Origin of the sequence: Paenibacillus sp. E222, assembly GCF_013401555.1 — a bacterium.
In the GTDB taxonomy this organism is placed as follows: domain Bacteria; phylum Bacillota; class Bacilli; order Paenibacillales; family Paenibacillaceae; genus Paenibacillus.
Map to the genome: position 1 here is coordinate 6965999 of NZ_CP058552.1, position 12037 is coordinate 6978035.

11 protein-coding genes are annotated in these 12037 nt (G+C 46.4%); 5 read left to right on the forward strand and 6 right to left on the reverse strand.

Annotated elements, in window-relative coordinates:
* Nucleotides 1-10: 10 nt before the first annotated feature.
* Genes HW560_RS31095 through cobD form a run of 4 tightly spaced genes read right to left on the reverse strand, consistent with a single transcriptional unit; the run spans nt 11 to nt 3621 of the window.
* Nucleotides 11-658 carry a histidine phosphatase family protein gene (locus tag HW560_RS31095; protein WP_257031544.1) on the reverse strand — a complete coding sequence of 216 codons (648 nt, stop codon included), beginning with the start codon at nt 656-658 and terminating at the stop codon, nt 11-13.
* On the reverse strand, nt 652-1629 hold the full coding sequence (cbiB, locus tag HW560_RS31100; protein WP_179265958.1) for an adenosylcobinamide-phosphate synthase CbiB: 978 nt from the start codon (nt 1627-1629) through the stop codon (nt 652-654). Before cbiB ends, HW560_RS31095 begins: the two co-directional genes overlap by 7 nt.
* 50 nt (nt 1630-1679) lie before the next feature.
* Nucleotides 1680-2492 carry an adenosylcobinamide amidohydrolase gene (locus tag HW560_RS31105; RefSeq protein ID WP_179265482.1) on the reverse strand — a complete coding sequence of 271 codons (813 nt, stop codon included), beginning with the start codon at nt 2490-2492 and terminating at the stop codon, nt 1680-1682.
* On the reverse strand, nt 2473-3621 hold the full coding sequence (gene cobD / locus HW560_RS31110) for a threonine-phosphate decarboxylase CobD (RefSeq protein ID WP_257031545.1): 1149 nt from the start codon (nt 3619-3621) through the stop codon (nt 2473-2475). Before cobD ends, HW560_RS31105 begins: the two co-directional genes overlap by 20 nt.
* 211 nt (nt 3622-3832) lie before the next feature.
* Here cobD and HW560_RS31115 point away from each other — a divergent pair, with 211 nt between their 5' ends.
* Nucleotides 3833-4834, forward strand: a complete 1002-nt coding sequence (locus tag HW560_RS31115) for a lipoate--protein ligase (RefSeq protein ID WP_179265484.1) — start codon at nt 3833-3835, stop codon at nt 4832-4834.
* 233 nt (nt 4835-5067) lie between these two features.
* Nucleotides 5068-5871: a Cof-type HAD-IIB family hydrolase gene (locus HW560_RS31120; RefSeq protein ID WP_179265485.1), complete on the forward strand. Its 804-nt coding sequence runs from the start codon at nt 5068-5070 to the stop codon at nt 5869-5871.
* A gap of 461 nt (nt 5872-6332) precedes the next feature.
* On the opposite strand, the gene HW560_RS31125 is transcribed toward HW560_RS31120, so the two are convergent.
* Complete coding sequence (locus HW560_RS31125) at nt 6333-6761, reverse strand: MerR family transcriptional regulator (RefSeq protein WP_179265486.1); 429 nt, start codon at nt 6759-6761, stop codon at nt 6333-6335.
* 170 nt (nt 6762-6931) lie between these two features.
* Between HW560_RS31125 and HW560_RS31130 the strand changes: the two genes are divergently transcribed.
* Entirely contained in the window at nt 6932-8053 is a 1122-nt protein-coding gene (locus tag HW560_RS31130) for an NADH-dependent flavin oxidoreductase (protein ID WP_179265487.1), read from the forward strand.
* A 250-nt stretch (nt 8054-8303) separates the two neighbouring features.
* Entirely contained in the window at nt 8304-8954 is a 651-nt protein-coding gene (locus HW560_RS31135; RefSeq protein WP_179265488.1) for an FMN-dependent NADH-azoreductase, read from the forward strand.
* Nucleotides 8955-9534: 580 nt separating this feature from the next.
* Here HW560_RS31135 and HW560_RS31140 read toward each other — a convergent pair.
* Entirely contained in the window at nt 9535-10473 is a 939-nt protein-coding gene (locus HW560_RS31140) for a DMT family transporter (RefSeq protein ID WP_179265489.1), read from the reverse strand.
* Between the two features lie 120 nt (nt 10474-10593).
* Between HW560_RS31140 and HW560_RS31145 the strand changes: the two genes are divergently transcribed.
* Nucleotides 10594-12015, forward strand: a complete 1422-nt coding sequence (locus HW560_RS31145) for an aminotransferase-like domain-containing protein (protein WP_257031546.1) — start codon at nt 10594-10596, stop codon at nt 12013-12015.
* Nucleotides 12016-12037 lie beyond the last annotated feature (22 nt).

Below are 12037 nucleotides of genomic sequence, written 5' to 3' on the forward strand. Positions count from 1 at the left end.
ACAACCCGATTTACGGAAAAGTCAATCTGGTTCCAACCCAGCTCTCCCCATCGCCATCCAGCCGGATTTTGATCGCTTGTCCTGGTATTACCTGCGTATCCCAAAATCCTTGATCTGGAATGAGACGTGATACCATATAACGAATAACACCGCCATGCGTAATTACGGCTACCTTTGGCACGTTTATGCTGCGAGAGTGCAGTATTGGTGAAAAGGACATCAGACTCTCTTCCAGAAATGAATCAATCCGCGCGGCAAATGCTGTCCAAGGCTCGCCACCCGGTGGCGTTACCTCCTGCGGCGCATCAATCCAGTCTCGGTACTGCGGATTGTCCTTGAGCTGATCATAGGTCAACCCCTCCCACTGACCAAAGTTGATCTCCCTTAGTCGGGGATCAAGCTTGGCCTTTCCCATTTGGGGCGATGCAATGTGTGTAAGTGTCTGCTGACAACGCAGCAGATCACTGCAATACAGAGCTTCGCATGTGATATTGCTGAACTCTTCGCGCAGCGAAGATAGCTCCTGCTCTGCTTCAGGCAGCAGTCCGATGTCGGAATACCCAAGATATCTTTTTTCCAAGTTCCACACCGTTGTACCATGACGTATCAAAATAATCTCACAGCTTTGCATGCCGCCATGTCCAGCTTCTATTACCATAACAGTGTACCTCCAGCAGACCATATCCCTAAGGTGAGCAACCAACATAATATAACAAAAGAACCTGCCGACCAGAACATAAGCCGTGTTGTTCGTACAATATCTTCTGCTTCCATCCGTCTTGTAGGATCGCCCATATATGCGCGAAATGAAGCCACGCCGTGATATACGTTATGTCCACCAAGTCTTATACCCAGCGCTCCGGCCACCGCTGACTCGGGAAAACCGCTATTCGGGCTTGGGTGCAGTCGTGCATCCCGGGACACCATGCGTGCTGCCCCTCTGGCATCCAACTTCATGAACCAGGCTCCCATAATTAACAGCAAGGCAGTAAGACGCGCGGGAATCCAGTTGGCCCAATCATCCAGACGGGCAGACGCCCAGCCGAGATGCAGATATTTTTCATTTTTATAACCCACCATGGAGTCCAGTGTATTCACCGCCCGATAGGCCATGGCAAGTGGTGCACCACCAATCAGGGCATAGAACAGTGGAGAGACGATTGCATCCACGATATTTTCCGCCACAGTCTCCACCGTTCCCCTCACAATCTCCGGTTCATCCAGATGAGCCGTATCACGTCCTACAATCATACCCAGTGAACGTCTCGCCGCAGGCCAATCCTGTTGACTTAAATGGCGGTAAACTTCCATACCTGCATCCTTCAAACCTTTCGAGGCAATGGTGGTTGCGATCAGCACCACTTCTGCCACAACTGCAACAACGGGATGAATAAGACCCAGCACATAGATTAATCCCCAAGTCAGTGCAAAAGAACCGCCTGCAATCAAAAGTGGAAATAAAACGCCAGCTCTTTGGAGTGCCTGTTTCGAATCCACCCGCGACCTTATCGCTCGCTCCAGTGCAGAGATGGCCTTTCCCATGCCAATCACCGGATGGGGAATCCAGCGCGGATCACCGATGCAGCGATCGAGTATGTATGCTCCTACAATAATCCAGGCTCCAGCCATTCCCGTCCAGATCGGCCAGGAAGCCCATTGATGCAGCAGAGATGTCATTGCTATTTATTCCTCTCTTTCCACTCCTGCGCGGCTTGCAGGCTTTCCATTATTGTGTCATACACCAGCCTGCCGATCGCTGCACCCATGACCGTAGCCGTCCCTGCGTAACTGATGAGCGGTTTATCTACTCCAGCCTGGCTGACCGCGAGTACGATGGCATCCGTTGTTGTTCCGGTTGCAGGCAGACCATTCTCTGAATCCATCACACCGAAATCAGCTAACGCAGCGGCTTTCGCCTCTACCGCAGTCTGAATGGCATTCACCATCGCTCCAGCAGTCATACACCCATTCATCCACAACATGATATTGATCGTACCGGGAGTATAGGTTGAAGACGAAACTTTCCCAATTTTCTGGGACACCGTCCCATTGCTCATCTCATTCCCCGCAGCATCGAACACGGTTCTTGCAGAACCTGCCCGTGCAGCATTCGATACCCCTGCTGTAGTGCAGCAAAGCAAACCGAATTCATCACTTTCGTATTCCTGGATCGCTGTGTGCTCCAATCGAACGGCAGTCAGAAGACCGGCACATTGTTCCTGCTGCTCCTGCCATTCACTCAACAGCTCGGCAATATCACGTGGTGGATCGTCACAGCGATAATGTCTGTCCACATAGATGTTGAATATACGATCCAGTTCAATCATGCCGCCCCCATACACAGCACTGGAAAGTGCTGTTACAACAGAGGGACTGGACGCTTTAATATGCCGTTCATGTGCAGAGACGTATAATCCCGGCCATACAGAAGATCTGTATTCGTTCTGGTCCTTTTGTACATGGGAGTAATAATTATAGAATGGCAGTGCCATCGCTTTGTCCCCCTGCCTCTAACCCGGTTGTCGGATTAGGCGTAATTACATTTCCTATTGTTTCCAGCAAACGTCCATTAGCCTCCGCGTCCTTGACCGCAAAACGTACATGTCGTTCCCCAAGTCCGGGATACATCGCGCAGCTTCGGATCAGTATTCCCCGTTCTCCGAGAGCAGCCTGCATGGATGACGCTGTCCACGGTTCTGGAAGAGCTGCCAATATAAAATTTGCTTCCCCTCGTGTAACCTCACACCCCAACGCTTCCAGACCTTCCGTTAATCTCTTTCGTTCGTGTGACACCAGTGCCAATGTCTCCTGTTCAAAATTTTCCCCACTGCGCAGACAGGCTTCTCCTGCGATCAGTGCAAGCCCGTTCACACTCCAGGTGACCTGTTTCTCTGTCATGGCGCGAATCAGTTCAGGACGCCCCATCGCATAACCCAGACGCAGGCCTGGAATCGCATAAAACTTGGTCATCGAACGAATGATGATCACTTGCGGATACTCTTTCAATCTGGATGCAAGCGATTGACGCTGTGATTCAGGAATAAAATCGATAAATGCCTCATCGACAACCAATATTGTGCCTGTTGTCTCTGCTTTACGAGCAAGCCGTTGCAGAACTTCGACCGGATACTGTACCCCATTGGGGTTGTTGGGCTGTCCAAGGAAAAGCAGGTCCACCCGCTCTATCAGCTTCTCAATATCTTCCGGTTCTGCTCGCCAGTCCAGTTCTTCCCGTCCTTGAACATGGTGGACTTCTGCTCCAAATTGTCTGGACAAAGCACTGTACTCTGAAAAACCGGGCTCTACCGTACCGACTCTGCGCGGCGCGAGTCCAATTAAGATTAGAGCCATATTTTCCGCCGCCCCATTGCCAACAGATATGTGATCCGGGGTTAAACCCAGTCGGTCACTAAGCAACATTTTGAACGCCCGATGGCCCGGATCAGGGTAACGAAGTACCGTATGTAATCCTTGTTTCAGAGACTCCAGCACTTCCCGAGGTGGACCCAGAGGATTAATATTTGCGCTAAAATCGAGGAAATCCGCAGGATTCCCTCCAAAACGTACAGCGGCCGTCTCCACATCACCGCCATGTCCAAAAACTTCAATTAAACCGGTCATCCTATCCGTCATCCTTTCTGCATGTCCTTTTTATTATGGATGTCGTGGCAGGCAGGGGTCAATCCTGTTTTGGCTATTTAAGCCCTTTGCGGCTTCAATTTCTTTGTGTCCTTTCGACAATTCGTTTACAATAGAGAAGGAATTTCGATTCCGCAAAGCATCACTATATAAGGGATATACATCCCTCACATACATTAATGGAGGAATGACCATGCTGTTTGTTGATAACCAGGGCATTACAGATCCTTCTGTAAACCTCGCCATTGAGGAATACATTCTGAAGCATCTGCCGATGGATGACAGTTACTTGCTGTTTTACATCAACCGCCCGTCCATTATTATCGGAAAACACCAGAACACCATTGAAGAGATCAACATTGAGTATGTTCAGGATAACGGTGTGCAAGTCGTACGTCGTCTTTCGGGAGGCGGAGCCGTTTATCACGATCTGGGCAACCTCAATTTCAGTTTTATTACCAAGGATGACGGACAATCCTTCCATAACTTCCGCAAATTCACGCAACCTGTGGTGGAAGCCCTGCAAGAGCTTGGGGTCAATGCCGAACTGACGGGACGCAACGATCTGCAAGTCGGAGAGAAGAAAATTTCGGGCAATGCCCAATTCTCTACGCGTGGCCGCATGTTCAGTCACGGCACATTGATGTTTAATTTGAACCTCGAACACGTCCAGGCTTCACTCAATGTGAATCCGGAGAAGTTCAAATCCAAGAGCACCAAATCCGTACGCAGTCGTGTAGCGAATATTCGTGATCTAATCGACAGCAATTTGACCATTGAACAATTCCGGGACGAGCTGCTGCGTCACATTTTCCGCATGGAGCCACAAGATGTTCCTCAATATGAACTCACAGAGAAAGACTGGGACAAGATCAACGAAATCTCTGCTGAGCGTTATAACAATTGGGACTGGAACTACGGGCTTTCCCCGGAAAGCAATGTGAAGCATACACGTAAATTCCCTGTCGGCATCATCGATCTGCGCATGAATATCAAGGATGGACGGATTGAAGATATCAAAATCTTTGGTGATTTCTTCGGCGTAGGTGATGTAGCGGATATCGAAGATATGCTGCGTGGCAAGCGTTACGAGGAATCTGAGATGCGTACTGCACTTGAGGGTCTGGATGTAAAACATTACTTCGGTAACCTGGAGCTGGAGGACTTTATTGGCCTCATCTTCCTGGAAGAGTAAGCAATTTAGATGTATATAGATGTTTTGAACTAACTATGATCACTGAAACGGAGAGGACAGAAAAAACCTGTAAAAGCGAAGCGTTCACCTTTATCACCGGATTTCCCCCTTATAAGAGGGATCAAAAAATCTGGGGATAACAGTGATTGGAAGGTTATTCTGTCATCGTAGTGCTTGTGTGAGTTTATTTAGTTCAATTAAATAGATACAGATAAAAAAGGAGAGAAACACAGATGACCTACAAATTAATCGCAATTGACATTGACGACACACTGATCAACGATAACAAGGAAGTAACGCCTGCAACACAGACTGCCCTGGAACAAGCGGTTGCTCATGGTGTCGTTGTAACACTGGCAACCGGACGTGCTTATGCTTCTGCCCAAGCACTCGCTCGTCAAACGAAGCTGAACGTGCCCATCATTACGTATCAAGGCGCTTTGGTGAAAAACTTGCTGGACGAAAAAGTACTCTACGAGCGCTACGTTCCACAGGACGCTTCCCGCAAATTGTACGACTACTGCCTGGAGCATAATCTGCATCTGCAAACGTACATTGACGACAAGCTGTATGCCCGTGAAGAAAACGACAAGCTGCGTGACTACGCTAAACTGAATGGTACTCAGTACCACATCGAACCAGATTTCATCAAAGTGATTGAGCAAAAAACACCGAAACTGCTCATCATTGATGAGCCAGATTACCTCGATGAGGTTGCCATTGCCCTGCGCGAACTGCTCGGACCTGAAGTACACATTACCAAGTCCAAGCCATACTTCCTTGAGATCATGCACCGCGAGGGAACGAAAGGCCATGCGCTCACCTTCCTGGCAGATCACTTCGGTCACCAATTGAGCGAATGCATTGCCATCGGGGATTCCTGGAATGACCATGAAATGCTGGAAGTCGCTGGTTTGGGTGTAGCGATGGGGAATGCGATCCCTGCTCTGAAAGAGCTGGCAGATTACATTACCGCGAGCAATAACGAAGACGGCGTGAAGCAGGTTATTGAGAAGTTTGTGCTGAACGCGGAGTAAGAATTTCAGCAAAGCATTTTACTTTTATACATGTATTATGGACAATACAAAAAAACAGCCCTGTCAGCGATAGCTCGCTGTGCAGGGCTGTTCTTTTAGCTTTGACTATGTATGTTCCTTCGCATACAGCTTACTTTCTTGTTCTCACCGGCATACATCTGGAATCGACAAACGCTCCTTCCTGTGGCTACAAACGCTGGAAAGAGGCACTGTGTTCTGCCCTACCGTTGGTTTCCGAACTGCTGTATCTTGCCATCACTCCAAGAAATACGAGTGGCTCGCTATTCTATCGGCCGCCCAATTAAAGCTTTCCGATATTCTTTGGCGAAAAGTCCAAACTCCAAATTTTCGTCTTCTCTTCTGCGATTTGCAGCTCGAATTTGGCCATCAGCTTGATTAATGCCTCATAGAATCGATCTTCACAACTAGGCTTGGTCGCACCGAAAGTTGAGTTAAGCACATTAATTCACCGTCTTAATCTCCAGGCCGTGACCGTGACATTTAAAGTTATAGTTGGGGTTTTTCATAACTTCTTCTTTCTGAAGTTCATACATGGCTAGTTTATAGTTTATTTCTTCCAAGTGTCTTTGACTTTCCTCAATTTTCTTCTGAACTTCCAATTTATGCTGCATCAACATTTCTTCTCTTTGCAAATAAGTGCTATTTCCCAATTCATACAATTCCTTGTAATCCTTGATTTTTGAAAGAGGCATCCCTGTCTCTTTGAGACAACGAATAAAAGAAATCCAATCTATTTGTTGTTGGTTATACACTCTACGACCTTTTTCGTCACGAGATATATTCGGCAATATCCCCTGCTCTTCATAAAATCGAAGTGTCTTTGCAGATACATTTAAATTCTCCACTACATATGTCATTGAATACAACATCTATTCGTCCCACCTTTAGTTACAGTTACTGTAACTAAATATATATCATAAAGAGAATGACAACACAACAATTCTGTATATAATCATATAAAAATAAGTCCTTTACTTAACGTAACAGTAACCAATTACACTGAAATAGAAAAGAAAATATGATAGCGAGGTTATAAGAAATGAATCAAAAATATAATAGGTTATTTGAATCCTTCACATTCAGAAGTGGAATAACAATGAAGAATAGAATTGTTATGGCACCTATGACAACCTGGTCAAGTAATGACGATCTTACCATTTCGGATGACGAAGTAAAGTATTACAAACAAAGAGTGAATGGAGTAGGACTCGTCATTACAGGGTGTACTCATGTCACACCGAATGGACAGGGTTTTACGAATGAATTCGCCGGATACAATGATGAATTTACTCCAAGTTTACGAAAACTAGCTGAAGCAGCCAAAAGTGGAGGCTCTCCTGCGATCCTACAGATTTTTCATGCTGGCAATAAAGCTTTGCCCGAATTGGATGCAGTTAGTGCGAGTGCATTGCAACCCGAAATTACTAATTTAGGTTCAACTCCAGAAACAAGAGAACTATCACATGAGGAGATTTTGTCGATTGTACGTGCTTTTGGAGATACAACAAGACGAGCGATTGAAGCCGGATTTGATGGCGTCGAAATTCATGGCGCACATGGATTTTTAATTCAGAATTTTTGGTCGCCAGCGACAAATCAACGGACGGACCAATGGGGAGGATCACTTGAAAATCGCTTGCGTTTTCCATTGGCGATTATTAACGAAATCAAAAATGTCATTGAAAAACATGCTGCAAAACCATTTATGATTGGTTTCCGCCTTTCCCCTGAAGAATCCCACAAAGTGGACGGATTACGTATGAAAGACACGTATGAATTAATTGATTTCCTTGTTGAACAGGATCTAGATTATATTCATGCTTCATTAGATAATGTTTCTTCAAAACCAGTAGATAGTCAAGATGAAAAAACACGGCTTGAATTAATTATTGAAAGAGCAAACGGTAAGGTACCTGTGATGGCTGCTGGTTCAATACTAACACCGGATGATGCTCTTCAAGCTGCGGAATTAGGATTGCCGCTAGTCGCCATTGGGCATGCGTTAATTATGGATCCTAACTGGGTTGAAAAGGTCGCAAATGGACGTGAAGCCGAGATAGATTCTGAATTGAACGTTTCGAAATTCGACCAGCTTACTATTCCAGAAAAACTTTGGAATGTAATTCAAGCAATGCCAGGTTGGTTTAATGTTAGTAAATAAAGAGTAGTCTTAAAGGCTACTCAGATTGATCAGAAACCCAGGTCTTGAATGAGACTTCGGGTTTCTGATCCTGATTTTAAGGTGCTCCATCGAGATCGGCTGAATGATGTAATAGAGATTCTAATATTTACAGCAAATCAAGTTAAACGTTTATTATATTTTGTTGCCTGTGTCTCGTATGAATCAATACGCTTGGTCACTAACATCGTGTCTTCATTTAATACTATCAAAATCAAGGAGTGGATCTTTTATGGCAACTGTACTGTACATTACTGCACATCCTATGAAAGAGGATACCTACAGTTTATCGGTCGGCAAACAGTTTATTAAAACCTACCGGGCGCTTAACCCTGGGGATGAAGTAATACATTTGGATCTATACCGCATGGATCTTCCGAGAATTGATGCTGATATTCTAAGCCATTGGGGACAACCACTAAGTGGACCAACTTTTGAAGCATTAAACGAAGAGACCAAACAAAAAGCAGTACGGATGCGTGAGATACTGGAACAGTTCATGGATGCGGATAAAATTATTATAGTAAACCCTGTATGGAATTACTCTTTTCCTTCTGTACTGAAAGACTACATTGATGCAGTTACGATTATAGGTGGAACTATTAAGCGAGCAGACAATGGGCTCCGCGGTTTGTCCGGACTGATTGGAACTCAGCAAGGGAAAAAAGTAATGCACATTCAAGCTTCAGGAACAGTTCTTTCACACGGAACGTTTGAAAATGTTGAATACAGTCACAGTTATATCCATTCTGTTATGAAATTACAGGGGATTGACGACGTTCAGGCTATTTTTATTGAAGGGATCAGTGAGGGGCCAGATCAAGCAAAAAGAATTAAGGAGCAAGCAATTCGCAAAGCAATATTGGCAGCAGGAACATTTTAATTTTTACAGTTAAAAAGGGAAATCAATACCTTAAAAGTTTACAAAACAAATAACGCGTAAGCGTTTATTACAGCATTACTTTGGGTATTCCGATCGACTTAGACGAAAATGACTCGGTTGTTTGCCGGGGCACATATATTGCCTGCATTTAATCAGCCTCTATCTTGCCGGATCACTAGCAGAGAACCTGTCTTGGAGATTCGTATTTTGGCTGGTACCGCCTTTCATTGGTTTGGCTGTCCTGCTAACGCTTCCCGCTTTTCATTTTCTTTATTACCTATCTCATTCACACTCTTTACCTAGCCTGAACGAAAAAATCCCAGATTACGACATCTTGCGATGACGTAGCCTGAGATATTTAATAAAAGGATCGCAGAACCAATCCAGCCACGAGTCTCCGAAACAGCTTCAAAATAACGTCCCCACGTATAAGAGACCAGACTGCTACGGTTGGGATGTATATAACGATCGCAATATGAATAGCACCATACAGTATAATGCCTGCAAACAGTAATATCGCCCCAAGTCTCTGCCTGTTCAGTATGGTCTTCGCCCATTCCTGCGCTGAATTACGCTTCGCCTATTTTACCACAGGTTTGGATGCTTGAACCATCCGATTAGAACGACTTCTTTTACCAAGCCACCCCATCACCTTCTCATTCATCGCCAGTAAACCTGAAACGATCAGCGCAACGCCCAACCAGGTAATCCAGCTTACATGCTCATTGTAGAGAACCGCCCCAAGCCCAACCGCAATCGGAGGGGAAATGTATAACCAGGTCGCCGGGAATAACGGGTTGGTACGAGACATGATCCAGTAGAACAAGCTGTGCCCCACCATCGAACCGATGACCGTCAGATAGATCAGAGATGATATTGCGGGCATCCAATCCAGTCCAGTTGTGCTCCACGATTCCGTCACCGCCGAAAGCGCAGATAACAGCAACCCTCCGTACATCATTTGCACCGCATTGATTGCTACCGGATTAGCCTCCTTAAACTGATTAATGACTTTTTTGGAGTACAACGCCCCTGCCGAATAACAGACTTCACCAACCAATACCGCAATACAGCCCCATAGCCACAGGGAGTTACCACCAATCGATACACCCGGCAATACAACAAGGATAACCCCTGCAAAACCGATCAGGCAGCCCGCAATCATGCGTGCAGACGTTTTTTGACGCAACAACGCTGTCTGCATCACCATAATCATCAGTGGACCTGTTGCTGACAGAATTGCACCAACACCCGAGCTCACATATTGTTCAGCCCAATATAAGGCCGCAAAGGTCCCGAACGTCAATCCGGCCCCGGTCAAGAGCATCTCTTTACGCCATAATAAAGACAGGTTCACTTTCCCTTTCATCCACATCCATGCAAACATTAGAGCACCTGCAATGATAAAGCGCAGTCCGGCCGATAGAAAAGGCGGCATGCCTGCCTCCACGCCAATTTTAATCGCTAGAAACGTTGTTCCAAAAATAAGACACATTACGGTAAATGCTACTGCAACCATGCTAGCCCCTCCTTCATCTGTTCTCCATCATATAGCACTGTCTACAGAACAGAATGAATAAAACAGAACAGTTAGTTCCCGTTTGCTGTTACAATGGAGTTCAAAAGGAGCGTGAGCCGGGTGGGTAAAACCATGTTGATGACAGATAACAGCCTGAAACTATATGAGCAAGTGGTACATTATCTGGTTGTACGGATCGAAGCCGGAGAGTGGAAAGAGCATGAGAAGCTGCCGTCCGTGCGGAGCCTGTCCGAGCTGCTCGGTGTACATCGCCTCACTGTTTTTAAGGCATATCAGGAATTAAAAGAACGGGGGAACGTTTACGTCAAGGATAAGTCCGGTTATTATGTCAGTCCTGCTGACCCTTCTCCCGTGACAGATCAGGCCGATGACCCGGCCGTGTCTGCCTGGCTGCATTGGGATTCACTTGCCCGCGTGCAATCCCTTGAGGCGGAATACCAATTTTCCAAATCATTGATTGACCCCGCCCTGCTGCCCAACCGCTATTGGGGAGAACTGATGCGGGATTTGCTGGATTTATATCCCCGTCTGCTTGGGACGTATTCCACGATTCAAGGAGATCTGGAGCTGCGTAGTGCCTTGGCAAGCCATCTGACGACGAGGGAACGTTTCTACATCTCGTCTGATGAAGTGCTGATCACTTCTGGTGCACAGCAGGCCATTGATGTGATCTCCCGCAGTCTCGTCAGACCCGGTGACCGTGTGCTCATGGAGAGGCCAACGTACGGCCCTGCGATGGAAATTTTTCGCAAACAGGGTGCCAAGTTGATTTTTACGGATATTCATCGTGACGGCTACGATCTGGAACAGATTGAACGCCTGATGAAGCAGGAAAAGCCAAGAGTATTTTATATGACGCCAACCTTCCAAAATCCTACGGGCATCAATATTCCGACCGAGCAGCGCAAACAACTGCCTGAACTGGCGGAACAGTACGGATGTTTCCTGGTGGAAGACGACAGCACCTATGATATCTATTTCAAGGAAAAACCTCCTGCGCCGATCTTCACATACGATACTACAGGGCATACACTCTATATTCGCAGCTATAGCAAATATGTCGTGCCGGGTCTGCGAATTGCCGCAATTATGTGCCGTCCCCGGTTTATGCCAGGATTACAGGCCGTAAAAGCACTGACAGATAACGGATCACCTCTGCTGAACCAGAAGCTGTTCCTCCGTTATTTCCAGTCCCCACGCATGCACCAGCACTTGTCCAAGCTGCGTACCGCCATTCAACTGCGGATGGAAGTAATGGAACAATGCCTTCAACAAACCAATTGGACGTGGACTCGTCCTGAGGGTGGACTTAATATCTGGGCAGAGCTTCCGGAAGGTGTAGATACGGGGCGCTTGCTTCACCGATGCATGGAGCATTCCGTCGCTTTTGTGCCGGGAACGGTATTCGATCCTTCCGATGCGAATGCCAGTCGCAAGCTGCGTCTCTCCTTCTCCTATGCTCACGAGCAGCAAATCCGGGAAGGCATGAGCAGACTGATTGCGTTGGCTGAAAATACGTGATGATACGTTTGCAAAATCTGCA